Raw genomic sequence first — 25,211 nt, 5'->3', positions numbered from 1 at the left:
ATCGTCGGTAATTTATATCACGTTAATTATTCGCTGTGACATCTGATTATTTTTATCTATATAGGTCAATTCGATTTTTTCTTTACGTTCGATTGCTCGAATTAAGAAATTATTCATGTGATTCCTCCTGTATAACAGGAACGTTTGTTCCTATTATATGCAAGAATCAACCGAATATCAATGTTATTTTTTTCAAATGATAGCTTTTTGAAAATTAAGGTCTATATATAAATACAGATAACAGATAATTGGTTATTTATGTTAAAATAGGAAGAAACTGTGAACGGTTCCACTTTTTTAACAATGCTTGAACAAGGTTCCTTCAAATAGTAAAATAAGGTGGATTTTTGAGTGGGTATTCCAGCATCAATTTTAGTGGTATTCATCCTTGTTGCTAATTTTTTACTAAATAAATTATTTCTAGGAAGAAAAAAGAAAGAAATTTCTGAAACATTAGGTAAAAATGTGCATCGGTGGGGAATGGTTATAATTGGGGTAATCAGTATTTATTTCTTGTTTTCTCTGGACATTTTTAACGAAAATGTTATGAAATGGTTTTGGCTTAGTTTCATTATAATAGCACAAAGCTTTCAATCCTTTATGGAATGGAAGTTTTTGAAGGGATCGAAGCAATATGTTGTTTCCCTAATTGTACTAATGCTTGGCTTGATTTACTTTTTTATTTTTATGTTCTAGTCAAAAACAGGGAGGGGATAAGATGAAGGGCAAGGGAAAAACGGTCATAAGTGTCGTATTTAAAACCTTTATAGGTACGGCGTTTGCTGGTGCGTTTGCACTGGTGGCTGTTGCAGGATATTTAGTTATCAGTGATTATTTTTATGAGGATACAACGGATTATGATGTAGGCACTGATAAAAATATCTCGACAGATAATAATGGCAGCTATGAAAGAGGTGGGGGCGAAAATATATTAGAAGATGATCTGTTTATGATCGGGGAGTAATGGAGGATGCATTTCTAAATAAAGGGGGATTTGTATGTTAAATGTTAGGCCTTTGGAGAATAAGGATTATGAACTGATTATAGCGGCGGAAAAGGTAATTGAAAAGAATTATAAATATGGAAGACATCACATTGGTTCAGCAGTAAGAACAACATCCGGCAAGGTTTTTGCAGCGGTACATCTTGAAGCAAATGTCGGCAGAATAGCTGTATGTGGCGAAGCGATGGCTCTTGGAAAGTCTATATCTGAAGGGGAGCACGAATTTGAGACAATTGTAGCCGTTGCACATCCGCATTCACATGAAACCATTGAGAAATGTTGGGTGGTGGCCCCATGTGGTATGTGCCGTGAACTAATAAGTGATTACGGTAAAAACACGGATGTAATCCTTTCCTATAATGATGACTTAGTAAAATGTAATGTAATGGAGTTACTGCCAGAAAAATATACAAGTGATATAGAATAGTGAACTAGTGCGATTGTTTAATATGACAATCGCTTTTTGGTGGTTTCCACGGAAAATTGGTTTAATAATTTTAAAGAAAGGAATGAATAAATTGCCTATTGTCTCTGAAAGGTTACTATTTCGGCCATACAACGATAACGATTTTGATTTTATTATGTCCTTATTGTCGGACCCTGAAGTAGTGAGATTTATCGGAAATGGGAAGACAAGGGATAAAGCGGAAGGGATAGATTTTTTAAACTGGATATATCGTACATATGAACTTGGTGAAGATCTGGGGTTATTGGCTCTAGTTAATAAAGAGAACGATACGCTGATTGGACACGCAGGCTTGGTTCCGCAAACCATTGAAGGAAATCAGGAAATAGAGATAGGTTATTGGATCTCCCATAAACATTGGGGAAAAGGATATGCAACAGAATCAGCTAAGGCACTTTTGGAATATGGAAATAAATACCTTGATAAACAAAGATTTATTTCATTAATTCAACCAGATAATTTGGCTTCTCAAAAAGTCGCAAAGAAAATAGGAATGGGATTAGATAGGGAAATTGTATTGGGTGGAAAAGACGTACATGTGTATTCCACAGTATAATGAATGTTCCTCAACGGATATAAGGTAATAAAAAAACACCGCAGTTTAGCGGTGCAATAGCTATCAATTACTAAATATTTTTTTTTTTTTTTGTGATAGTAATTTCATTTATAATGCAAATGATTTATTTGTTTTATGCAGAGCACGGTGAACTTTGGGAGCTGTAAGGCCAGCAATAAATATGGTAAGCACATCAACGGGCAGATAGGCGAGCATAATCAACCATGCTTGCGCATAACTGAACCCCGCAGGAGCCTCAAGCCAATAGGTTAAAGCCAAATACATATAGTTTGTACCGATTACATAATTAAAAATAAGGCCGAGAAAGGATGCTGTAATGAAAGTTAGCAAACTCGGGTTTTGTTTCCACTCAATCCATTTACCGGTTACATATGCAACAGCAATAAATGAAATAATAAATCCAAATGTTGGACTAAAGATTGCTCCAATCCCACCTTTAAACCCGGCAAAGATTGGAAGGCCGATGACCCCTGCAAACAGATACACACTCATGGCGGTTGCCCCAAGCCGGCTGCCAAGGATGGTACCGGAAAGAATGCAGAAATAGGTCTGTAACGTAATAGGTACACCACCAATCTGCAGAAATGGGACAAAAGAGGTAATGTTTGCTCCGAAAGCTGTTAAAGCCACAAAAATGCTGCACATTGTTATATCAATCGTCCGAAAATGCTGTTTCGTTTGCAAAAAATCACTCCTTCTATTTAACAACACGGGCCGTAAGATCCTATTTTTCTAGCATTCTTTGAAAGGAAATATTCTCTTCAACCGCTTCTCTGATTGCTTGGTGATTAGGCGAATTAACCCATGGAATGGTTCCAAGCACAGGCACTTCTGAAAACTTTTCGATCAATTCAGGATTTGTCTGTTCAGCGACCCCATTATCGTGTTTCTTTATACCGTTAATGATAATGCCGGCAATTTCAATTCCAAGATTCCGTGCAAACGAAATTGTTAACAAGGTATGATTGACAGTCCCTAGATGTGGGCGTGCAACAATTAACAGTGGATAACCTATCGCTTTGGCAAGGTCCGCAACAAGAAAACGCTCACCTAACGGCACAGCAAGGCCACCAGCACCTTCAATCATGAAGAATCGATGCTTGTCCTTAACTTCTTTCCAGGAGGCTATAACATCATCTAATCCAACCGATCTTCGCTCCCGTTCCGCTGCAACATAGGGGGCAAGAGGATCATTGAATTGAAATGGATTTACCCTTTCAATTGGACTACCATCTCCAGACATGGCTCTTAAAATGGCAGCATCACTATTGGAGTTATCCCGACTGACACCGCTTAACATTGGCTTGAACACACCGACATCCACCCCCTGATTTTTTAATGAGGCGGCTATGCCAGCTGTCACAAATGTTTTACCGATATCTGTATCCGTTCCTGTAACAAAAAAGCCATTATGCTTTGTACTAATTCCGTTATTTAGGTGAATTTGCATGAACCGCAGCCCCTTCTGTAACACTTTGAATCGCTTGTTTCATAATAGCAATCATCGCCCGCAATTCCTCTTTCGAGCTGCAAAGAGGGGGCATAAAGACGATTGTTTCACCGACTGGACGAGACAGCATGCCAAGCTCACGCATTTTTAATGTTACGTTATAACTGACTCGCTGATCGAAAGGAAAAGACTGTTTTGTTTCCTTATCTGCTACAAGCTCAATTCCAGCCATGAATCCTAACTGTCTGATGTCACCAACATGTTTTAATTCGTAAAATGTACTTAGCTCATCGTGGATTAACTGGGATTTTTGTTTCACATTTTGAACAATATTATCCCTGTCGAATAGCTCTAAATTCGCAAGTGCTACAGCACAACCGAGTTGGTTTCCTGTATAGGAATGACCGTGAAATAATGTTTTCAGTTTCGTATAATCGTCATAAAATGCTTCATAAATTTCTTCTGAAGCAAGAGTTGCTGCGATTGGCAGATAACCACCTGTAATCCCTTTGCCAATAGTTAAAATATCCGGAACAACACCTTCATGCTGACAGGCAAACATTTCACCTGTCCGCCCAAAGCCAGTTGCGACTTCATCCAAAATAAGTAACACATCGTATTTCTTGCACAGATGTTCGACATTGGATAAGTATCCTGCTGGCATCAGATTCATACCCCCAGCCCCTTGCATCATCGACTCCACTGTCACAGCAGCGATTTCCTCATGGTGATCAGCCAGTTTTTTTTCTAAGACTGCTAAACATTCGTCACGACAAATGTCGGGGTTGTCGCTTGGATGTCTGTAAACATTAGGGTACGGCACTTTGAAACTATCAAATAAAAGCGGCTGGTAGATTTTATGGAAAATATCCACTGCACCAACACTAATCGCACCGACAGATGAAGGACTATATTAATGACCCGCTCATTATTGAAAGCGGAGCGGGCGTAAAATTAACGGATACGAAAGGAAAGGAGTATTTCGACGGGTTTTCATCTGTGTGGTTAAACGTACATGGCCATCGGAAAAAGGAGCTTGACAAGGCTATTCAAAAGCAGATGGAAAAAATCTCTCATTCTACCTTGTTGGGAATGACCAACGTTCCTGCAACAGAATTAGCGGAACGGCTTATACATATTACGCCGGAGGGACTGGATCGGGTATTTTATTCCGACAGCGGGGCCGAAGCAGTTGAGATTGCTTTGAAGATGGCATTTCACTATTGGATAAATAAAGGAGTAGACGGAAAAAATAAATTTCTCACCATGAAGAATGGCTACCATGGTGATACAGCATTAGAGGAATTAGGCGTTAATGTCAAAATTGGTGAGCGTCTCGAAAAGGTTAATTTTAACGGTACTCACTTTTTTTCTGGCTGAAATAATTGAAGGGATTATGGGTACGGGGCTAGGAGAAGAATATACGGATGAAAAAAGGAACAGGGGTACATATTTGCCGGTATGGGTTGATATAAAAAAGCTGTCACTAATTGATGTTAGGCCGAAAGAGATTGCCTTAAAGGTACAATCCTTGTTCAGGCATAAAGGGAAATAATGTTAAAGTAGTCAAGAAGGGAGGGAACACTTTGAGTACGGGTAAAGTTAAAAAATTTCTATATGCTTTCGTACATATAATTGCGCCTATTATGTATTTGGCTATATCACTTATCTGGGGATACCTCTTCACCTCTAAACCCCTGTGGATTAACATAACAGACAACCTTTCTATTTTAGCAATCTGGTACATAATCATAAGCATACTGTGGTTAGTGAACATAGCTTACATAGATAAACAGGCTGAAATACTTTCAAAAAAAAGTGAAAAGCCTAATACAAAATAACCGTTTTTATAAGGGGTACTTAAAATATAATTATGACAGTCGGAAAAACACATAGTGGTAAAACTACATTTGCCAAGGTGTTAGAACAACAACTCAATTGTGATTGACCAAGATAACCATGCAGAATTCCTCGATACTAATTACCAAAAGTTAGTGTCGAAACAAGGACCTAATACAATCAAATACGCTCTAACACAAACTATTGTTGATTATGCAGTTAAAGAGACCAATTGCCATCTGATTCTATGCAACTCGAACCGGAACCGGCAAAGTCGTTTGAATCTGCTCGACCATTACCATAATAAAGGCTTTGCCAGCATTCTTGTAAATTTTGATATTCCAGATCCTATACTAAGAGAGCGGATTGCAAAAAGTAATCGCAGTACAAAGATATTAAGAACAGTTTCGACCTTTACGGAAGTGCTGAACAGGCAACAGAATGAGACTGATATAGGTGACATAATAACACCAACGGAAGGTGAAGCGGACTGCCTATTTGTAGTTAAAAATGCGGATGAGATTCTTTCTGTTATTGAGGAAATAATTGATTTTTCTAGTAGTGGATAATTGCGCAATTCAGTAATACCGGAAGATTTTATTTCCCCATTATTAGCTAATGGAAAACATTAAGAAAAGAATCTTAAGAGGTCCATTTTGGGTAATAGCATTGGAATATTGTGTTAATATTGATTTAAAGAAATTATTCAAAAACACGTCTAAAGTGTAAGGGAGTGGAATTTTGAGGATATTTATTTTGTCTTTGTTGCTTTTGATCAATATTTTCTACATAGCAAATTTCCTTATTGATTTTAAAACTTCTTTAACATTAAATAGTCTGTGGATTGTCTTTTTTCTAGTTAGTTTGTGCTTATCTATTTTTTATTTATTTCGGTCAAAAAAGAATCCTATACTATTAATGGCAGTTTTAGCTACAGGCATTAGTGCATTGGGGACCTATTGTTTTTTATATTATTTATCTAACTTTATGGGATAAAGGCTATAACACAAGCGGGACAAATCTTATAAAATTGGGAAATTAAATTAATTAGACAAAGAGGCGATTAAACTTGACTATAGAGCAGGAAGTATCAACCAAGGTATATAAAATGATGGAATTGCACCAGAATTTTTCGGAGGGTTTATTTGAAGAAATGAATAGCTTTTATTCTGATGATTTTCAAGGGTTGCTTTATATGCCATGGGTTGGGGAACTGGAGAGATATGATGTTGAGGGAATAAAAGAGGGGAATCGATTGGCAGCCGAGTATTATAAAGATAAAGATATTCAATTTATATATACGGGGCTCAAAATTGTTCCACAGTCAGCAAATGAAGCGGCTGTTTCGTATGAAGTTATTCATCAAAATAAGGAACAACATATATTGGTTAGAGCTTTATCGCTTGAGGTTTGGCGAAAAGAAATGGATGGTAACTGGAGAATGATCCGTTGGTATGAGGAAAAAGGGATGAGAACCTGATTGTTATGGGAATTTTTATTCTCTCCAGACGAACGGTTCTTGTACTATTAATTCCTGTTTGACATTCACTCAACATTCGCTATATAATGAATGACAGTCATTCATTTACTGTGTTTTAATTCGTGGAAAATATGTATTGGATAGCCTCCAATACATTTTGTTTAAATTAAAAATGACTGATATTCATTTTTGGGAGTTATTGTCCTTTGGATTACAGGGTTTATAGAATACTAAAATGAAAGAGGTGTGCCTTATGAGTCGTTTAACTGACCGACTGCAGTCGCAATCAGCCGTGAAAACTTTTTATCAATATTTTATCCCGACATTGTTCGGTATGATGCTGATGTCGGTCAATATTGTTGCGGATGGTATTTTTGTAGGGCATGGCGTTGGGTCCGTGGCATTGGCAAGTGTCAATGTGGCTGTACCAGTATATTCGATTATTATTTCAATTTCGCTATTGATCGGAGTCGGCGGAGGAACGCTTTATTCCAATGCGATGGGAGAAGGAAACACTCAGAAGGCACAACGTATTTTTACGATATCCATCGTTTTCATCACAATTATTATTATTTTAATTAGTACAATCAGTTATTTATTTATGGAACCTCTTGCACTTTTTTTCGGTGCAAATGAAGAGACATTGCCATACACAATGGACTATATGCGTATTCTGTTGATGTTTGGTTTAGTGGTTGCCTTGGAAAATTGTATGAGTGTTTTTGTTCGGAATGATGGTGATCCACAGCTGGCAATGGTTGGTTTGATTGTTACTGCCTTATTGAATATCGCGCTGAATTATTGGATGGTTTTCATATTGGATTGGGAAGTGACCGGGTCTGCCCTAGCAACGGTCATAGCAACCTTAGCAGGGCTGCTTGTTTATTTGACACATTTTTTGAAAAAGGATTGTGGTTTGAAATTCATCAAAGAAAAATGGTCCTGGAGGGATATTAAGCAGATCAGCCTTATTGGTTTACCTAGCTTTTTGTCAGAAGCTGGCACGGGTTTGTTTGTTATGGGCTATAATATTGCTATCGCTTATTATGCCGGAACCAACGGACTTGCTGCATTCTCCGTCATCAATTATTTACACACGTTCATGTTCTTGGCATTTATCGGAATTGGTCAATCCATTCAGCCAATGATTAGTTTTTATTATGGGTCAAAAGATGGTGATAAAATCAAAGAGACCGTGAAAGTTGCTGAGTGGAGTGGACTCATCTTGGGCGTGATATTTATAGGGATTGGTTATTTTGGTGCAGAATTTCTAGTTTCGATTTTCGGAATAACATCACCGGACATTGTTACCTTGACAGCGAAGGGAATCAGGCTGTTCTTCATTGGCTATTTATTCATGGGCACGAACTTTATTTATATGACATATTTCCAATCAATTGGGTATGTCGGACCTTCTATTGGAATTACAGTATTTCGTGGATTCATCCTTTTGCTTGCTGCGCTGTATGCTTTACCGCTATGGTTTGGCATATCAGGAGTTTGGCTGGCACTGCCGGTTGCTGAAGGAATAGTGGCAATAACACTGTTAATATTCTCAAGGCGAAATGTTATGGAAAAAAGCAGAAGTTATTGAGCAAGGAAGATTTGTTTAATATTATACAGGATATTGCGTTTTCGCAGTGGGTGAAATAAACATCATGACATAGTTGTGATGTTTATTTCATGTGTATAAAACTTTTTATAATATTATTGGAATTTTATGTTAATATTAACTTGAAGGAAGCATTCAGCAATATTTTAAAAAGATTAATATAATCTTAGGAGCAGTATACATGACAATCTTTATAGCGGTAGTCGGAACTTTATTTTTATTTATTATCAGCTTTATAGGATTAGGAATCCTAACGAACAAGCGCAATTCTAAGAAGGATAAAAATGACTTGTTAAAGTACTTAATAAAACATAAAAATTGTGCATCAATCACCATAAAAGAAGATGGTCTGGATACATTGGCGCTAAATTCAGATAAAAGATTTCCATTAGCGAGCACCATAAAAATAATTATTGCTTATAAATTGGTTAAACTGGCCGAAATTGGCCAACTTACCCTAACGGATAAAATAAAAATGAATGATCTTGATAAATTTTATATCGAAAACACGGACGGAGGCGCCCATCCTAGGTGGAAAATGTCTATAGGTAATCCCGATGAAGCATCTTTGCTAGAAGTGGCAAAAGGCATGATGCAATTCAGTTCGAATGCCTGTACCGATTACCTTATAGGTAAAATAGGAATAGAACGTATTAATGTTAGTCTAAATGAACTTCGGGTGGATAATCATGACAAAATCACTTTTTTAACGCCATCCGTTCTGATTCCAGGTTATTTATCAGACAAAAAGAAAATAGCAGCAGAAAAAATTAAATCATTGAATCTGTATTCTTATCAAAAGCTATCGGAAAAATTATTCTTGAAAATGGCGAAAGTCAACTGCCAGACTCTAAAAGATAAAGTTCCTAAAATGTTGGATCATAAAATTCAACTTGCAACTACCAAAAAATATGCTTCATCGACAACCAGGGAATACGCTGATCTGATGTTTAAGCTTGGAAAAGACCTCCTAACCGCGAAGGAGAAAAAATTGTTCAGCAAAATAGTGCTTGGTGACAACATTCGAGATAATCAGGATGACCTCTTTTGGTATAAGGGTGGCGCCACCTTATTTGTTTTAACTTCTGCCTTGTACAAAGAAAGTCAGGGTCAAACAATCTGCGTTAGTTTTTTCCTGGAAGACGATAAGGGGGGAGAATTATACTGGATTAAAAATATACTGAATAGCTTTGTTATTGGTATAGCTAAAGATATTGACTTTAGAGAGAAGGTGAAGAAGGAGTTGTCAGAATAACGTTTTATGCGAGCGTATTTTATGGCAATCGTTTGTTCTATTTACATATTTTAAAATCAGGGAGGCAGTTTGGTGAAGTTTGTTTTATTATTTGGACCCCAAGCAGTTGGTAAAATGACGGTCGGACATGAGTTATCAAAAGTTACTGGGTTGACCCTTTTTCATAACCATATGACGATCGATTTGCTCGAACCATTTTTCGATTTTAGTACTGAAATGTGGAGACTTTCAACCTTATTTCGTGAGGAAATATTTAATTCCTTTTCCAAAAGTGATCGGTATGGAATGATTTTTACGTTTGTTTGGGCATTTAACGAAAAAGAAGATTGGGATAGTGTTGAAAAGATATGTCATACCTTCAGTTCCCATGGGGCCGACATCTATTTCGTCGAATTAGAGGCTGATGTTGAAGAACGGCTTAAACGGAATAAAACCCAACATAGGCTTGAACACAAACCAACGAAACGAAACATTGAACAATCTGAACAAAACCTACTTAGCACCATGGAAAGCCTCAGACTGAATTCAAATGATGGTGAAATTAAAAAGAAAAATTATCTTAAAATAAATAATACCGGGTTGAGTGCTAAAGAAGTCGGCAGGATGATTAAAGAGGAATTTCAATTATAGTTTTAACAACATGTAAGATCATCGGCATGAATGCAGTTGTAGGAGGGGTTTAATGGATTTGGGTAAAAACAAAATTAGAGTTAATTCGCATATTCTTTCTCGTTCTTTCCTCTGTGCATTCTGTTCAGCCGTAGCACTCAGTACCATATTCTTAATAGCCACATCCAGTTTCCATTATATAGGTATTACAGTCTTTGCTTTTTATTTTTTTATCTTCTATGTAATTTTTGCTATCCCCATTCAGTTGAAGCTGATTCAAAAACCTAAGAAGTTTAATATTATTTATCTCATGATCTACATGTTAGGTGCTTTTGTTGCTTCGGCTATTGCTATTAGAGTTGTTGGCGGTGAGAACCCTTTTGTAATAGGGAACTTTTACATAATAGTTATTTTAGCGGCTATTGTCTATTGGATGCTTGATTCAGTTTTCCTGCAAACAAATAAAAGATAAATAAGTACTGATAAGTAAGGAGTTTAAATATATGCATAAAACATACAGTAAATGGTCCGTGATATTAAGTATTACTTGTGCACTAACTATTTTTGTCTCTTATGCAATTGCACCGAGACAGCCTGAAGGCGTAATGGTTGTTCTTATACAGGTACTATTTTTCACTTCTATTGTTACCGGTTTACTAAGTCTGATTTTTAGCTTTATAGGTTTTAAAAAGAAAGAAAAAGGATTTCTTAAGATGGTCTCCCCTATAATAATTATTTTGATTTTAATAACCTTTATTATTTCATTTATTGCATTGGCAATCAGTTTTCTGTAGCATTAAAGCCTTTTAAACAAGAATTAATAAAAACCTACTATATAGCAACATGATTAATTTTAATGATAGAATTTTATGTGTATGAGAGGCTGATAACATTTGAAAAAAGGGACAGTTTTTTTATTAATAATTCTTATTTTGTTAACAGGTTGCTCGAATACATCCGAGGATGAAGCCGAAGAAAGAATTACAAATAGTGTAGTTTCAATCGGGGCAGTTGACTCCGAAAAAGATAGATTTGAAAAACAAAAATTGACGTATGAACTTACAATTGCAAATGCAGATAATGTCAGGATTGTTGACACTGTTAATGTAATTCCTGCTAAAGTTATAAAAGATCGGCTTATTGAAACAAAAAATCTTGGTGTGAAGTATAAACAAGACAAAATTGAGATTAATGGAGAAATCATATTTGATTTAAGTGACCTTACAAAAAAGGAAATTACTAGATTTGAACCATACATAAAAGGAATACAATTTATAGGAGATAATAACAATGAATATCTTCTACTTAATAGATAAGATTCTACTATATTGGGTTTTTATCGCGCGCAGGATTAAAGAGAAAGATTAAAGCGAATGATCGAGGGGGAATTCCAATGTTTTTAATGTCTGCAGGTGGATTACTTATAGGGGATATTATCTTTCAAGTAGTTTTACTTTTGGTTGTTATCACCATAGTTGTAGGAGTCACTTTATTATTTAACACGATTAATAAAAAGAATAATCGATTAAATAGATTAGAAGAAAAAGTAGATAAGCTGCTATCGGATAAAGAAAAATAAAACGGTAAAACAGAATAAACACTTCAGATTCTCCTAGTAAAAAGAATACCATGAAAAGGGTTTTAACAAATAATGATACAATAATCTACTGGGGATATGAACAAAAAGAAGTCTGTAACAACTGGCGACTAGGAGTGGGAGCTTGAATAACAATTGGAATAAAGTGATATATAAATTCTGGGCACCAATTTATGATCGATTTTTTAATGCAGGTGATTTTCTTGAAGTCCGTAAATTAACTTTCCAAGGAGTACAGCTTGAAAGCGGGGATAAATTATTATTTGTTGGTGTTGGAACCGGCCCCGAACTGGAACTAATCAATCATTCCGAATTGGATGTTAAAGCCATCGATTTTTCACCAGATATGTTAAAGAAAGCGAGAGACAAATTTGCAGGATCCTCCATCGAATTTATCCTTATGGATGCCCAAGATATGGATTTTGATAATCACTCATTTGTAAGCGTCAAATAGAACCCACATATTAATTTTTAGTCTGTCATGCGATAATCTTCTTATCAATTAAATGGGAGGTTATGCAATGACTTTAAAGGACAAAAGAATAGAATGGAAATTACGTTTTGATGCCTGGAAAGAAAGTGGATTGAGTATAGCTAAGTGGTGCCGGGAACATAAACTTAACGAACCTCAAATGTATTACTGGGTTCAGAAATTCGAGCGTGAGATAAAATCTCCTGATCAGGAAACATCTGATACGCAGTGGCTGACAGTCGACATGAAAGATGAGCCAGCACAGATTTCTAGTCAAGAACCCGTGTTTATTCACTTCGGTACCATTTCTGTTGAAGTACGCCCCGGTGCCAATATGGGACTGTTATCCGATGTCGTACAAATCCTACAAAATCAATGCTAACAAATTCTCAGTTTGAACGTGTTTATATAGCCCGTGGCAATACAGATCTTCGCAAATCGATTGATGGACTAGCGGTCATTGTGAAAGAATGCTTTGAACTTGATCCCTTTTCTCCTTGCTTGTTCGTCTTCTGCAATCGAAAACGTGATAAGTTAAAAATTCTTCAGTGGGAGCACAATGGTTTTTGGCTTCATTACCGAAGGTTAGAACGCGGGACATTCCATTGGCCTTCTGAAAAGGAGGCCACACCACTGCATATAAGTCAACGCCAACTTCGTTGGCTGTTGGATGGCTTACCCATTGAACAAAGACAAGCACATCGGGAAGTGAAGGCGCGCACCATACTTTAGATAAAAAATCTATTAAAATATGGAATCCGACTAGTCAGGGCGGGTTCTTTTTCGTATAATTATTTTATGAAGAATACGGAGCAAACATCAAACGACACAATTGAATTTTACATAGAGCGCAACGAAAAGCTTGAGATGGAAAAGGAAGAGCTGGAGGCAAAAATAAAATGGTATGAGGAGCAGTTTCGTCTAAGCCAGCAACGTCAATTCGGTTCATCCAGTGAGAAAACCAATCCAGATCAACTCTCCCTTTTCAACGAAGCTGAGGCTTCAGCTGACTCAACAGTTGAAGAACCGACTATTGAAATCATTACATATAAACGAAAGAAACAGCGTGGCCAACGTGATGGAAAGCTTGAAAACCTGCCTTCGGAAACGATTGAATATCGTTTACCAACTGGGGAACAGGCTTGTTCGTGTTGCGGTGGTGAACTGCATGAAATGAGTACCGAAGTACGCAGGGAGATAGAAATTATCCCTGCACAAGCAAAAGTAAAGAAGCATGTTCGCTATGTTTATAGTTGCCGTCACTGTGAACGCAATGAAATTGAGACACCGATTGTAACAGCAATTGCACCTGCGCCTGTTTATCCGGGGAGCTTGGCTTCCCCGTCAGCTATGGCTTATACGATGACGCAAAAATATGTAGAAAGCATGCCGTTATACCGGCAAGAGAAACATTTAGAACGTTTCGGACTGTCTATCTCACGTCAGACTCTAGCAAATTGGATTGTATACGGCGCAAATACTTGGCTTAATCTCATTTACGATGAAATGTATGTACATCTCTTGAGACAGGATATTGTTCATGCGGACGAAACGACCTTGCAGGTTCTTTCCGAACCAGAGCGCCCTGCCACTTCAACTTCCTACATATGGATGTATCGTACAGGAAGAGAAGGTCCACCAATTATCATGTATGACTATCAGCAAACCCGTGCTAGCAAACACCCGAGGCGTTTTCTAGAAAACTTCCATGGATATTTGCATGTGGATGGGTATGCTGGATACAACGGAATTGCCGATGTAACCTTGGTTGGCTGCTGGGCGCACGCACGTCGCAAATTTACAGAAGCCTTAAAGGCGCTCCCTGAATCCGCGAGTACTTCTGCCGTTAAAGGCAAGGAAGGCTTGGCATTTTGTAACCAACTTTTTCAAATTGAACGTGATCTAAAGGACGTCAGTCCTGTAGAACGTTATGAGCAAAGATTAGAACGTAGCCAGCCAGTGCTGGAGGCTTTTTCAGCATGGCTTCGTGAACAAACACCACGTGTTCTGCCAAAAAGTGCACTTGGTCAAGCAATCAAATATTGTCGTAACCAATGGGATCGTTTGGGGTCATTTATGAAGGACGGCCGTTTGGAAATAGATAATAACCGTGGAGAACGCTCTATCAAGCCTTTCGTAATCGGCCGCAAAAACTGGCTTTTTAGCAATACCGCAAAAGGAGCTAAGTCTAGTGCGATAATATATAGCGTTGTCGAGACAGCCAAGGAAAATGGATTAAATCCATTTAACTATCTCAGCTATCTGTTCGAGACACTTCCCAATGTTGATACGACAGATAAAAATAACTTGGTTCAGTTGCTGCCATGGTCACCAACAATTCCAATGGAATGTCGCGTTCCAAATAAATCTAAATAAATCATATACAAAATCCCCATCTGATAACAGGTGGGGATTATTTGACGCTTACCTTTCTGTGGTCCCAAGTCCTGATAAATCTTTCCAGGAAATGATAAGAGTTTTAAAACCTGGGGGAAAAGTAATTATCTTTGATAAATTTAAATCCAATGAAAGAGGACTTTCTTTACCCAAACGGCTAATTAGACCTTTTGTTAACGTTTTAGGAACTGACATAGGAATCAGCTTTGAGGATTTGTATCACAAATATAAGGATCAAATAAGGGTCGAATATGATACACCGGTGATGATGAAGGGAATGTATAGAAAGATAGTTGTTACCAAACGTAGTTGACCCTGAATTTTTCCGCTAATAAAGGGAAAAAACGTTCGTGGCAGTACGCCCGTGATTTTTTGGAATAGGTTAATAACATGAATGCTATCTTCCCGAGTCATTAAAGGAGAAAATTAATTGGTGGGTTCGTATAATATGCAGGTGATGGTCCTTCTGTAACGATTATTCTGCCAGATGAAGATGCAAAAGATACAAAAATAAAAGAGGTAATGGTATTAGAAGAATCGGCAAATGCTGTGACATACGTAGAACATATCACGGATAATTTTTCTAAGCAATATATTGGATTGCCTACACAGATGAAGTGCCTACCTATGAAGATTTTGAAGTTATTATCCAGTAAAAAGAATGTAGGTCATCAAATCATGTTTCAATAGTGTTTAAATTTGAAATAGCCCCATTCTTTTTGTAGAGTTATTTTAATAGATTACCGAGTACATTAACAGGAAGGCTATTAGAACAAAATGTAAAGATTAATTCAATATGCCCCGGTGGGGTTGATACGCCGACTTCCAGAAAGGGAAGAGAGAATATGGATCCTGAAGACATTCGCCAGAAGATATTGCTGATAAAGTGATGGAGTTCATCTATGGAAAAGAAACAGGGCAAGTTGTCGTTTATAAGGAAGATGAACAACCGTACGATCTCAGCCGATTTCAACCGGGCATAATCCAAAAAAGAGGGAATAGACAGTGTTAAACAGTTTGAACAAAAGGCTTCAGGCGTTAATACCAATATTGACACCACTTAGTTTAGTTGTGGGTGTATTGTTCCAAGATTTAGGCGGGCATCTACTATTTCTAGTTACCTGGCTATTTGCCTTTATGACCTTTACCAGTAGTTTAAGTATGAATATAAAGGACGCTAGGAGTTTTACAAAACATCCGGTAATTATTTTGTCCAGTATCGCTTTTTTACATATCATCATGCCTATTTGGGCGTATTTTGTATCAACCGTTATCTTTGATGATCATCTATTGACGATTGGTTTCGTGATAGCCGTAATAGTACCCACAGGAGTTACTAGCGTTATTTGGGTAAGTATTTGCCGGGGCATCTCCCTTTATGCTTATCGATTATTTTAATAGATACATTGCTGGCGCCGCTTATCATGCCTGCTTTATTGCGCATTGTTGTTGGGGAAACCATTGCAATTGATACATCATCACTTATCGTTGATTTGCTATGGATGATTGTATTGCCTACAGCAGCGGGCATCTTGTTAAACGAAGTAACCAAAGGCAGAATACAGGCGACATTAGGTGAAAAACTCGCCCCGTTCTCGAAGCTCTGTTTGTTCGCTATTGTCATGATTAACAGCAGCGCAATTGCCCCTTATTTGAAACAAATCACATGGGAACTGGTTGGTGTTATTTTACTTGTCTTCTTTATTTCTGTATCCGGTTATGCACTTGCTTTGATCATTGGCCGTTTACTATGGAAGGACACAAGTGTTGTAACAACGTTTGTTTTCGTCAGCGGTATGCGAAACATAGCAATTGGTGTCATTGTAGCAATCACTTATTTCCCTGCAAAAGTAGCTATGCCCGTCGTATTCGGCATGCTATTCCAACAAGTATTGGCAGCATTGTTTAGTAAAGTTATAGAAAGATATAGATTGAAATCTAAATCAGTTGCTGTGTGAAGAATTATAAATTTGAAAGGGCGCTTAACCATGTACGAATACAGATTTTATAATACAATTTCTACAAAGGCATCTTCTGTCTATGATGAGAACACCAATGAAATTGGAACTATCACAAAGAAATACGCCAATCCAATTCAAAAAATCGGAGACATTCTGTTGAATGGCAGATTTTTTGTTAATTACGAATTAAAGAATACAAATCATCAAGTAGTGTTTCAATCGAAAAAAGAATTGAATCCATTAAAGAGAAGACAATATTACATTAATTATAGTCAAAATGATACCGACTATTCTGTGCACTTGGTAGATAAAAAATCTTTCAATGTAGGGCAAAATACTACCTTTACATTTAATGAAGAAACGTATGAATTGGAACAGGCAGTGATGGACTGGGCCCGAATAAAAAAAGACGGATCAATTGTTGCTGAATGGAAGTCGTCACTCAAACCACCATTCAAAGCCTATTTCAACTTGATCGATAAAGAATATGAAAATGACATATTATTTCTGCTCGGAATTTTCCATACATACCTTCACGCAGCATAATATTGGTTTTTACATAAATAAGCGATAGAGGGAGGATGTTTTATAGTGGAATCAACTTTTTTAAGTATAACTTTTCTTGTGGTAATCTATTTATTAATTAAAGTAATTTCATTAGAGGGTCGTATAAAGGGGATGAAATACACCTTGAACCAATTAGCCAATCAGTCGGAAATATCGGAAGGTCCTATCGATGATGAGCTGCATAAGCTCTTAAGAGAGGGAAAAGATGTAAAAGCGGTTAAAAGAGTAAGAGAAGCGAAAGGTCTTTCTTTGGTAGAAGGAAAAAAATATATCGATGAGTTAAAATTGACTGGTAGATAATGGTACGTTGTGCTCACAGCGATAGGAAACATATTTAACAAAGGATGAATACATAATGATGAAATTAAAAACTACGACATTTGTTTTATTGGGTGGCATTATTGGAGCATTTACAGATGGCATAATGATTGGAGTTGGTGCTGGGGCACTTGTCTTCATTGCATATCAGCTTGAGAAATTTTTTGACGGGAATGGAACAGATACAAGTAACTGACAATGGGGTGGAGGATATTGATTGAATCGGAAAGGTGTTGGCTTGAATTTTTTCGACAGAGCGATTGCGATGATGTGGAAAAGCTATACCGAAACCCTCGGGTTAGAAGGTACCTTGGCGGGGTGCCATCTGAAGACCTCATTGACAAATCTTTATACGATATGCTCCATCCAGATGGGGACTCTTTCTACTGGATGGCCAGAGAAAAGCAATCAAAGGAGTCTATGGGATTGATCTCGCTTGATCCCCATCACGAAGGCGTTAACCTCGAAATTTCCTTTCAATTTTTACCAGAATGGTGGGGAGCAGGTTTTGCAACTGAAGCAGTTCAATCAATCATTCATTATGCTTTCAATGATTTAAAACTTTCTAAAGTGGTTGCGGAAACCCAAACTGCGAATACTTCCTCCAGAAGGCTGTTGGAGGGGATAGGCATGAATTTTGAGAAAACGATCATCAGATTTGGTGAAGAGCAGGCAGTTTATTGCATTGAACCTTAAAACAAAAGTGGAACAGGTAATAAAAAAGGAGGAAACAAATTGGCTACGGGTGAAGAAATTTATATGGACTTACCTACCCCAGAAACCGAACGTTTAGTACTTAGAAGGCTCAAGGCGGGAGATGCGAAAGATTTATTTGAATATGCTTCAGAGCCAAAAGTATCCCATTATGTCCCGTGAGAGGTACATAAATCTGTGAACTGTGTAATTACGATAAGAAAGAGGATTAGTTGAATTAACAGTCTACAGGAGGCTGCATTATAAATTAAAGTTTATACGTTAAAATGAACCTTCTTACGAATGAACAACCCATGCTGTAGCCTTGGTAAGGGCTGTTAAAATTATTCTTTTAATGGGTCTGTTCGATCCGCGGCATGAGGGGGTTTTTCCATCCAACCTTGTTTAATGATAATCTTTCCTCCATCTTTAGCGAAGTCGAACGTATTCGCCATGATTTGCCCCATTTTTAGAAGCAGGTCATTTCGAAAGCTGAATGCTGCCCCAACTGAATTGCTTCCCATTCCAAACATTGATAATAAATTCGTAGTATACATCATGATTTTATCAGAAAACGGCGAAATAGGTGAATCGGAGACGACTCCTGACCAGGGGGATGGCTTTTGCAGACCATCTTCTTCCAAAACCCCGCCCATAATGGATATCACCTTTTCCGCAAGTTCTTTGCCTCGTTCAAAATACTGTTTAACTTCAGGGTTTTCAGCAACTCGTGCAAAACCAGTCATCATTTGGATTCCAGTAATGTTTGCTTCTAGAGCCTGGTACACTAAACCTATTTCGACTGAATTAAGTGCCCGTTTTTTACCAAAGGGATTCAATCCGCTTGTATAGCTTGTATCCTGGACAAATTCAACCTTGTCAGGCATTTGGATTTTGGGTGGACGGGCTAAAGCATTATTCTTTAGCAGACACTGTGTAGCTTTATTATAAATTGTTTGGCTATCCGAAGTGAAATGATTGTATAGTTTGTAAATATCCTCCCGATAGGACATTCCCGAGTGAAGGCCATAAAGCCCAATCAAAATTTTGCTCAACATGCGTATAAACATCAGATGGAAATGATCATCAAATAATCGGGGTGCATTGCTATCTATATCTTTTCCAGTAAAGGCTACTGGAATTGCAACGCCCTCATCCCGGAAAATAGTTTCAATGGCCTTTTTATTTTCTGTCTCAATTCGATCAGCAAATTGTAAAATAGATCGGACTTCTTTATCATTAGAATTTTTAATGAAATTTTTTAAAAAATGCAGCTTCATTGACTTTTCCTGATAGGCCTGCCAAAGATTACCTAACTCTGTAGACGACAATGGTATGTTAGTCATGTCAAAACTCCTATTCAAAATGTTTATAATTATAGGGAGGGCTGACTATCATATGTAGATCAACCCTTCTCCTCGCTCTTAGCTAATTTTTCCCGGTCTTTGACTCCTGGTGGCTGTTCAAGCCAATTGTGTTTAATCATGATATCGGCTCCACTTTTTGCAAGACGCGCTACCTCTAGCGATAATCGTTCATAATTGATTGCTAAATCACTTCGCTGACTAGCCGAAGAGGCAGTTGAATAGTTTCCGATCCCTGATGCACTTATGAGGGACATATGAAACATCATTAATTTATCTGAAAAAGTTTTTGTTGTTGAATTGCTGACACTCACGTCAGGAGCCTGTGGTGTTTGAATATCGTCTTTCAGCAATTTAGATACAAAGATTTGAATATGCTTTTGTGAGATTTGTTTCCCCCGCAGCATGAATTCCTGCACATCCTTAATTGGTGAGGTTTGGGCAAAAGCAATACACAATTTTGAACCTACTGAATTTGTCATTACATTCATATACAAATAGGAAATTTCAACCGCATTTAAAGGCCGCTTATCGCTAAATGGATTTAAGCCACTCATATACTTTTTGCTATCCACATAATCTGTTTCAGCCGGAACTTCAATATATGGTGGTCTGGCATTTACTCCTTTTGTTAGAGCGACTTCGGTCGATTGGTCATAAAGCGTAGCTGTTTCTGTTAAGTATTGGATGAAATCGTTTCGTATATCCTGGCGAACGCTCATGGAAACAAATCCGCTGTAGGCTAGCATTCCGACTTTCGCCATATGGTTCACGTACGTTAAACAAAAGATATCGGAGAAAAGCCATGGGGCATTCATATTTACGTCCTCGTCTGTAAATCCAGTTGGAATGGCGAAGTTTTCCTTCTTGAAAATGGCTGTTAATTGTTCCAAATGCCCAATTGAAATATTGTAAGCAGACTGAACAATAGTTTTTATTTCCTGGTCCTTGATATCCTTTAACATGAAGCCTAATACACATTTGGCCATACTATCATTCATATATGTAGTCCAAAGTGAAGCAATTTCGGCAGATGTCAGTTGAATTTTCTTTTCATTCACTATTTAACCCTCCTAAATAGGCAGTTTACTTCTTTTTCTATTGTGCTCGAAATAGTTATATTTATGAAAAACTTGAATTGTAATAACAAGTTTTTGTTTAATCCAGGTCCAATGTCTTTAAGCGCAACAACCAAAATTGGAGGTGTTCATGAACATTTAAGTTGGTTCGCTGAATTGTCAAATCCGAACATTGGAAGTTTTTTTGATATCAACATTCAGTTTTTATTGATTTTATAATACAGGTTTGCTATATTTGCAATGGAATAGTTATAAATTTCATCACTCGTATATACTCGGTAATATGGTCTGAGTGTCTCTACCTGGTTCCCATTAATGAACCGGACTACGGGTTAAAGTTTCGCGGTTGTTGTTTTTTGCGCACAACTGAAGCGTTTAGCATGGGTAATTTGCTGCTCCACTATTTAACTTTAACTTGCTCAGGTCCGGGAAGTAGAGAATATTCTATACTTCTGGACCTTTTTCTTTTGGGGAACTACCAAGTATACAAACATCAAGGAGGGAACGGAAATGAAAGCAATATTTCAACAAACAAAGGAACAAAGAAAAAGACTGTTCAACAACTACGCTTTATTAGCATTTATTACCGTACTTTTTTTATTGCTAGTTGTAGGATGCAGTTCTTCTTCACAGTCTGAAACTGAAACTGCACAGGAAAGTTCCAAGCAGCCAATTATGGTCCAGGGCCCGATGCCAATAGAGGCAGAAAAGTTCGCAGAGAGGCTGAAAGATGTTGAAAAAGAAAAATCAGGTACTTTTGTTTTTTATAAAGGTACGGTGAACGGCTATCCTGTGATAGTCGCCAAAACAGGAAAGGGAATGGAAAATACGGCAGCCGCTACAGCGGTGGCGATTGAAAAATATGATCCCATTGCAATCATCAATCAAGGAACCTCAGGCGGTCATGATCCTGATTTACATGTATTCGATATTGTCTTAGGAAAAAGAACTGTCAATATCGGTTCATTAAAAACAGAGCAACGTGGTGAGAACGAGGGAATCGATGCAACTGAATGGAAGCCTATGGATTTAATGGCCTCTGAAGGAAGTGCAGGAGAAGATCCTGATGCAGAGAATATTCGTTATTACAAAGGAGATAAGGATTTACTCCAAGCTGCAAACGCGGTAAAAGATAAATATAAAAAGGGTAAGGTTGTTGAAGGAACAATAGGTTCTGCTGATGTGTGGAATAATGAGGTTGATCGAATTAAATGGTTTCATGAAAAGTATGGTACTTCCGTAGAAGAAATGGAAGGTGCTGCTGCGGCACAAATTGCCAAGGCATATGATGTACCGTTCCTTGGAATAAGAATCCTGTCTAATAATAAAGTTAACGGTGATGAATACAACCCAGATACTGCAGCGGCAAACCAGGAATATGTGTATGAAGTAGTTGAAAAATATATTTCTACACTGCCAAGTGAATAATCTAAATGAATGTGGAAGAGGGCGCTTTTCTGGAAGATAGAAAGGCGTCTTTATTATGTTGTCAGAACGATACAGGTCGTTCCTAAGTCTAAAGGAAAACTTCGACAAACCACTTGAAATTGAGAATCCAACCGGGGGCCTGATGAACACCAGTGTGTCTGAACAAGTTCCCATGTTGTAAATCACGGGACATATCACCGTGGAAACATCACAGCTATGCTAAGACAAATGGGTTATGCTTCTGTTGCGACGGATTATGGACTTTATTTGTATTTAAAAAAGCGGAAGGATGAAAGTCAACCAAATTGACATTCAACAGCGGATTTTGTATAGTAAGTGGCGAAACTAAGATTGGAGTGAATTGATTGAATTCAAACTCTGAATTACAAAATCTAGATCTAATCGATTTATTAAGTGAGCGTCACAGTTTAGTCCGAAAGATTTCGGAAAATGACTGGAATGATCAAAGTAATATTTATATTTCAAATTCAGAATGGTATATCATGGCCAGGGTTTATAAAAAGCAACCGACCATTTCGTATGTGACAAAAAATGTAGAGATTTCCCGGCAGGCGATACATAAGTTTATTAAAAACCTTTCCGCAAAAGGATTAGTAGAAATCAATAATGTAGAAAACAACAAAAAAGAGAAATGTATCCGCTTAACAGCTTTAGGTGAAGAATGCTACGAAAAAAACGAGGCACTAAAAGCCAAGCTTGAGAATAGAATTGCTGAAAAAATCGGTGTCGAACAAGTAAAAAACCTTAAAAGTCTATTAAAGTTAGAATGGGGAATCGAACAATAACACTGTGTTGATTAAAATCCTTGTTTCGTCAATGAAGTTGATGAAACAAGGATTTTTTGTTTAACTTATTTTATTCTCCCTGATTACTTTAATTACTATTTCATTAATTTCCTCAAAGCTGGTGTCCAATGAAATAGACAATTCTTTAAATAAAGTATCTTTTGTGGTTTGCAACAGCTTCAGATCCCGTTCGTGAAGTTTTCTATCATGAAGGGCAGCCTCCATTTTTCCTCGCAACAGCGTATTGACAACTTTTGCAATATCTTTCCGGTCACCAGTATTAACAACCTCAGAGTATATATGGAAACGTAAATTTGCATTATCATTCCATTTTATTCCCGGATACTTAAACAATTCAAGAATTTCATAAGCTTCATCTTCATGGATTAGTTCAAGCATAACAACTTTCTTATTATCAACTGGGGTACTTATGGTTAATTGATGCTGATCTGCTTCAGGATGCAATACATAATACTGTCTCGTAATACCGGAAACGGTTTTTTCACAGATATCATCAATCCTGCAAATGCCATGTGCGGAATAAATGATTAAATCTCCAATTTGAAACATTAAATCATCCCCAATTATCATTGTCAACTAAGTTTATAATAACTCAATAATCAAAAATTGTCAATTGAGTTGACATTTTAAATTTTATATTGATATAGTAATAAAACCGGTTAGTAGTGGGGGTGACTACGGAAATGGGAACGATGCTTGGTTAACTAAAAAATCAGTTAACCATTAAAAATGAAGCTTATTTTTGAAGGAGATTACTAAGTGAATACGACTATCAACACAGAATCAATAGCAAGAAAACAAATCAACACAGCAGCAAGAGAGCAACAAGAATTCAAAACAGGCCCGATTATGATTGCCTTGTTAGTAGCAGGGTTTGTCGGACTTTTCAGTGAGACAGCACTGAATATTGCCTTAGGGGATTTAGGGCAGATATTTAATGTGAACGCTACAACCATCCAATGGCTGGCAACAGGTTATTTCTTAACATTAGGTATTTTAGTGCCGGTAACAGGTATTTTGATGCAGAAATTTACAACACGCCAAATGTTTATGGTTTCCATCCTGTTATCCATTATCGGTACGGTCCTCGCAGCGATTGCACCTGTTTTTAGTATTTTATTGGTGGGGCGGATCATTCAGGCGGCAGGCTTAGCTATTAATTTACCTTTAACGCAAAATGTAATTTTTACCATTTTCCCTGCTAATAAACGAGGGGCCGCGATGGGGGTAATGGGCTTAGTTATGTTAGCTGGTCCCGCACTTGGGCCAACAATAGCCGGATTGATTTTAGATACATTATCTTGGCACTGGATCTTCTGGGTGACAATCCCTTTCTTACTATTCTCCTTTATTTTCGGTTTCATTTACTTGCCGAATGTTAATGAAATACGTCAGGTTTCCATAGATAAATTATCTGTAATTCTTTCAACGATTGGATTTGGCGGCATTGTATACGGAGTAAGTGTATCTGGTGAGCTTGGGTGGACAAATGCAACTGTTATGGGAACAATCATTGTTGGCTTTATCGCACTTATTATTTTTGCGGTTCGTCAAACGAAAATGGATAGTCCAATGCTGAATCTTAAGGCATTTACTTTCCCGCTTTTCGTTCTTGGAGTCATTATGAGTTTTATAACGTTCTTTAATATGTTGTCGATGCTTGTTATTTTACCAATGTATATGCAAATGGCCCTAGTCATCGCTGCGTTTACAACAGGTCTTGTCCTTCTGCCGGGCAGCTTACTCAACTGTGTGTTAGCTCCGACTATCGGACGTTTATTTGACAAATACGGTCCGAAAGCGGTTATTACACCAGGAACAATTTTAGTTGCAATTGCATATGGTTTATATGCCCAATTTGGTACTGAAACAGCATTATGGATGATTGTGGTAACCCATATTATTATGATGCTAGGAGTGGGGGCAGTACTTGCTTCTGTACAAACAAACACATTAAATTCGCTTCCAAAACAGTATTATCCAGATGGAATTGCAATCACGCAAACAATCCAACAAGTGGCTGGCGCAATTGGAATCGCAGTAATGGTTTCGGTATTAGCAGCAAAACAGAATAGTTACATGGCAAATATTGCGAATGTACCGACAGAGGCAGCAGCCATGGGATCTGAACTAGTATTTCAAATCGGTCTGGGGCTGGCAGTGGTGAATGTTGTTCTTTCTTTCTTCATCAAAAAACCCGAATAACATATATTTAAA

At 37.5% G+C, this 25,211-nt stretch carries 31 protein-coding genes, 4 pseudogenes and 1 riboswitch; of the genes and pseudogenes, 29 read left to right on the top strand and 6 right to left on the bottom strand.

What is annotated here, in order from left to right:
- Window positions 1–351: 351 nt before the first annotated feature.
- From CFK37_RS17950 to CFK37_RS17935, 4 genes are read left to right on the top strand one after another with little or no spacing between them, the layout of a single operon-like run.
- Window positions 352–696 (top strand): DUF4181 domain-containing protein, encoded by a 345-nt coding sequence (locus CFK37_RS17950; RefSeq protein WP_089063162.1) that lies wholly within the window; start codon window positions 352–354, stop codon window positions 694–696.
- A 22-nt stretch (window positions 697–718) separates the two neighbouring features.
- Window positions 719–964, top strand: coding sequence for a hypothetical protein (locus CFK37_RS17945; protein WP_089063161.1), 246 nt, complete (start codon window positions 719–721; stop codon window positions 962–964).
- Window positions 965–998: 34 nt separating this feature from the next.
- On the top strand, window positions 999–1,430 hold the full coding sequence (locus CFK37_RS17940; protein WP_089063160.1) for a cytidine deaminase: 432 nt from the start codon (window positions 999–1,001) through the stop codon (window positions 1,428–1,430).
- A 7-nt stretch (window positions 1,431–1,437) separates the two neighbouring features.
- Window positions 1,438–2,025 (top strand): GNAT family N-acetyltransferase, encoded by a 588-nt coding sequence (locus CFK37_RS17935; RefSeq protein ID WP_245837253.1) that lies wholly within the window; start codon window positions 1,438–1,440, stop codon window positions 2,023–2,025.
- Between the two features lie 108 nt (window positions 2,026–2,133).
- Here CFK37_RS17935 and CFK37_RS17930 read toward each other — a convergent pair whose 3' ends face one another.
- The 3 genes and pseudogenes from CFK37_RS17930 to CFK37_RS17920 all read right to left on the bottom strand — a co-directional run.
- On the bottom strand, window positions 2,134–2,730 hold the full coding sequence (locus CFK37_RS17930; protein ID WP_425445351.1) for a biotin transporter BioY: 597 nt from the start codon (window positions 2,728–2,730) through the stop codon (window positions 2,134–2,136).
- Between the two features lie 40 nt (window positions 2,731–2,770).
- Window positions 2,771–3,496 carry a dethiobiotin synthase gene (bioD, locus tag CFK37_RS17925; RefSeq protein WP_089063159.1) on the bottom strand — a complete coding sequence of 242 codons (726 nt, stop codon included), beginning with the start codon at window positions 3,494–3,496 and terminating at the stop codon, window positions 2,771–2,773.
- A pseudogene (locus CFK37_RS17920) lies at window positions 3,477–4,409 on the bottom strand (aminotransferase class III-fold pyridoxal phosphate-dependent enzyme); the annotation flags it as partial. The gene bioD and the pseudogene CFK37_RS17920, both read right to left, overlap by 20 nt.
- Here CFK37_RS17920 and CFK37_RS17915 point away from each other — a divergent pair.
- The 21 genes and pseudogenes from CFK37_RS17915 (at window position 4,397) to CFK37_RS20035 (ending at window position 18,479) form a co-directional block, all read left to right on the top strand.
- Window positions 4,397–4,876 (top strand): aminotransferase class III-fold pyridoxal phosphate-dependent enzyme, encoded by a 480-nt coding sequence (locus CFK37_RS17915; protein ID WP_425445350.1) that lies wholly within the window; start codon window positions 4,397–4,399, stop codon window positions 4,874–4,876. The pseudogene CFK37_RS17920 and the gene CFK37_RS17915 overlap by 13 nt on opposite strands.
- A gap of 16 nt (window positions 4,877–4,892) precedes the next feature.
- Entirely contained in the window at window positions 4,893–5,051 is a 159-nt protein-coding gene (locus CFK37_RS20235) for an NUDIX hydrolase (RefSeq protein ID WP_172840430.1), read from the top strand.
- A 318-nt stretch (window positions 5,052–5,369) separates the two neighbouring features.
- Window positions 5,370–5,904: pseudogene (locus CFK37_RS17905) on the top strand (AAA family ATPase).
- 500 nt (window positions 5,905–6,404) lie between these two features.
- Entirely contained in the window at window positions 6,405–6,815 is a 411-nt protein-coding gene (locus tag CFK37_RS17900; protein ID WP_089063157.1) for a hypothetical protein, read from the top strand.
- A gap of 253 nt (window positions 6,816–7,068) precedes the next feature.
- Complete coding sequence (locus CFK37_RS17895) at window positions 7,069–8,409, top strand: MATE family efflux transporter (RefSeq protein ID WP_089063156.1); 1,341 nt, start codon at window positions 7,069–7,071, stop codon at window positions 8,407–8,409.
- A gap of 199 nt (window positions 8,410–8,608) precedes the next feature.
- Complete coding sequence (locus CFK37_RS17890) at window positions 8,609–9,682, top strand: serine hydrolase (protein ID WP_089063155.1); 1,074 nt, start codon at window positions 8,609–8,611, stop codon at window positions 9,680–9,682.
- 72 nt (window positions 9,683–9,754) lie between these two features.
- Window positions 9,755–10,312 carry an AAA family ATPase gene (locus tag CFK37_RS17885; RefSeq protein WP_172840531.1) on the top strand — a complete coding sequence of 186 codons (558 nt, stop codon included), beginning with the start codon at window positions 9,755–9,757 and terminating at the stop codon, window positions 10,310–10,312.
- 52 nt (window positions 10,313–10,364) lie between these two features.
- Window positions 10,365–10,763, top strand: a complete 399-nt coding sequence (locus tag CFK37_RS17880; RefSeq protein ID WP_089063153.1) for a UPF0715 family protein — start codon at window positions 10,365–10,367, stop codon at window positions 10,761–10,763.
- Window positions 10,764–10,794: 31 nt separating this feature from the next.
- Window positions 10,795–11,085, top strand: a complete 291-nt coding sequence (locus CFK37_RS17875) for a hypothetical protein (RefSeq protein WP_089063152.1) — start codon at window positions 10,795–10,797, stop codon at window positions 11,083–11,085.
- A 99-nt stretch (window positions 11,086–11,184) separates the two neighbouring features.
- Window positions 11,185–11,607, top strand: coding sequence for a hypothetical protein (locus CFK37_RS17870; RefSeq protein WP_089063151.1), 423 nt, complete (start codon window positions 11,185–11,187; stop codon window positions 11,605–11,607).
- 77 nt (window positions 11,608–11,684) lie between these two features.
- Complete coding sequence (locus CFK37_RS17865) at window positions 11,685–11,870, top strand: hypothetical protein (RefSeq protein WP_089063150.1); 186 nt, start codon at window positions 11,685–11,687, stop codon at window positions 11,868–11,870.
- 142 nt (window positions 11,871–12,012) lie between these two features.
- On the top strand, window positions 12,013–12,342 hold the full coding sequence (locus CFK37_RS17860; protein ID WP_089063149.1) for a class I SAM-dependent methyltransferase: 330 nt from the start codon (window positions 12,013–12,015) through the stop codon (window positions 12,340–12,342).
- A gap of 67 nt (window positions 12,343–12,409) precedes the next feature.
- On the top strand, window positions 12,410–12,742 hold the full coding sequence (tnpA, locus tag CFK37_RS17855) for an IS66 family insertion sequence element accessory protein TnpA (protein ID WP_089063148.1): 333 nt from the start codon (window positions 12,410–12,412) through the stop codon (window positions 12,740–12,742).
- Entirely contained in the window at window positions 12,736–13,092 is a 357-nt protein-coding gene (gene tnpB, locus CFK37_RS17850) for an IS66 family insertion sequence element accessory protein TnpB (protein ID WP_089063147.1), read from the top strand. Before tnpA ends, tnpB begins: the two co-directional genes overlap by 7 nt.
- A gap of 135 nt (window positions 13,093–13,227) precedes the next feature.
- Entirely contained in the window at window positions 13,228–14,736 is a 1,509-nt protein-coding gene (tnpC, locus tag CFK37_RS17845; protein WP_245837402.1) for an IS66 family transposase, read from the top strand.
- Between the two features lie 1,158 nt (window positions 14,737–15,894).
- Window positions 15,895–16,715, top strand: a pseudogene (locus tag CFK37_RS20650) (bile acid:sodium symporter family protein).
- 30 nt (window positions 16,716–16,745) lie between these two features.
- Window positions 16,746–17,264, top strand: coding sequence for a tubby C-terminal domain-like protein (locus CFK37_RS17830; RefSeq protein ID WP_089063144.1), 519 nt, complete (start codon window positions 16,746–16,748; stop codon window positions 17,262–17,264).
- A 45-nt stretch (window positions 17,265–17,309) separates the two neighbouring features.
- Window positions 17,310–17,585: a hypothetical protein gene (locus tag CFK37_RS17825; RefSeq protein ID WP_089063143.1), complete on the top strand. Its 276-nt coding sequence runs from the start codon at window positions 17,310–17,312 to the stop codon at window positions 17,583–17,585.
- Between the two features lie 55 nt (window positions 17,586–17,640).
- On the top strand, window positions 17,641–17,799 hold the full coding sequence (locus tag CFK37_RS20230) for a hypothetical protein (protein WP_172840530.1): 159 nt from the start codon (window positions 17,641–17,643) through the stop codon (window positions 17,797–17,799).
- 17 nt (window positions 17,800–17,816) lie between these two features.
- Complete coding sequence (locus CFK37_RS17820; RefSeq protein ID WP_172840529.1) at window positions 17,817–18,299, top strand: GNAT family N-acetyltransferase; 483 nt, start codon at window positions 17,817–17,819, stop codon at window positions 18,297–18,299.
- A 39-nt stretch (window positions 18,300–18,338) separates the two neighbouring features.
- On the top strand, window positions 18,339–18,479 hold the full coding sequence (locus tag CFK37_RS20035; RefSeq protein ID WP_157724891.1) for a GNAT family N-acetyltransferase: 141 nt from the start codon (window positions 18,339–18,341) through the stop codon (window positions 18,477–18,479).
- 161 nt (window positions 18,480–18,640) lie between these two features.
- On the opposite strand, the gene CFK37_RS17815 is transcribed toward CFK37_RS20035, so the two are convergent.
- Both CFK37_RS17815 and CFK37_RS17810 read right to left on the bottom strand, forming a co-directional pair.
- Window positions 18,641–19,642 carry a DUF3231 family protein gene (locus CFK37_RS17815; RefSeq protein ID WP_089063141.1) on the bottom strand — a complete coding sequence of 334 codons (1,002 nt, stop codon included), beginning with the start codon at window positions 19,640–19,642 and terminating at the stop codon, window positions 18,641–18,643.
- Window positions 19,643–19,701: 59 nt separating this feature from the next.
- Window positions 19,702–20,721 (bottom strand): DUF3231 family protein, encoded by a 1,020-nt coding sequence (locus CFK37_RS17810; protein ID WP_089063140.1) that lies wholly within the window; start codon window positions 20,719–20,721, stop codon window positions 19,702–19,704.
- 263 nt (window positions 20,722–20,984) lie between these two features.
- Window positions 20,985–21,087: riboswitch (purine riboswitch) on the top strand.
- A 162-nt stretch (window positions 21,088–21,249) separates the two neighbouring features.
- Here CFK37_RS17810 and CFK37_RS17805 point away from each other — a divergent pair.
- The 3 genes and pseudogenes from CFK37_RS17805 to CFK37_RS17795 all read left to right on the top strand — a co-directional run bounded on the left by CFK37_RS17805 (window position 21,250) and on the right by CFK37_RS17795 (window position 22,973).
- On the top strand, window positions 21,250–22,167 hold the full coding sequence (locus tag CFK37_RS17805; protein ID WP_089063139.1) for a 5'-methylthioadenosine/S-adenosylhomocysteine nucleosidase: 918 nt from the start codon (window positions 21,250–21,252) through the stop codon (window positions 22,165–22,167).
- Window positions 22,168–22,213: 46 nt separating this feature from the next.
- Window positions 22,214–22,476 (top strand): annotated as a pseudogene (locus CFK37_RS17800) (DinB family protein); the annotation flags it as partial.
- Window positions 22,477–22,532: 56 nt separating this feature from the next.
- The gene (locus CFK37_RS17795) at window positions 22,533–22,973 is read left to right on the top strand and encodes a MarR family winged helix-turn-helix transcriptional regulator (protein WP_089063138.1); all 441 of its coding nucleotides are present in this window, start codon (window positions 22,533–22,535) and stop codon (window positions 22,971–22,973) included.
- Between the two features lie 60 nt (window positions 22,974–23,033).
- Here CFK37_RS17795 and CFK37_RS17790 read toward each other — a convergent pair whose 3' ends face one another.
- Window positions 23,034–23,543 (bottom strand): CarD family transcriptional regulator, encoded by a 510-nt coding sequence (locus CFK37_RS17790; protein WP_089063137.1) that lies wholly within the window; start codon window positions 23,541–23,543, stop codon window positions 23,034–23,036.
- Between the two features lie 300 nt (window positions 23,544–23,843).
- Here CFK37_RS17790 and CFK37_RS17785 point away from each other — a divergent pair, with 300 nt between their 5' ends.
- Window positions 23,844–25,199, top strand: coding sequence for a DHA2 family efflux MFS transporter permease subunit (locus tag CFK37_RS17785; RefSeq protein ID WP_089063707.1), 1,356 nt, complete (start codon window positions 23,844–23,846; stop codon window positions 25,197–25,199).
- The last annotated feature ends 12 nt before the right edge of the window (window positions 25,200–25,211 follow it).

Origin of the sequence: Virgibacillus phasianinus, from assembly GCF_002216775.1 — a bacterium.
GTDB classification, from domain to species: Bacteria; Bacillota; Bacilli; order Bacillales; family Amphibacillaceae; genus Virgibacillus_F; species Virgibacillus_F phasianinus.
Note: the sequence above shows the minus strand (reverse complement) of the source record. Positions and strands in the feature narration are given on the sequence as shown.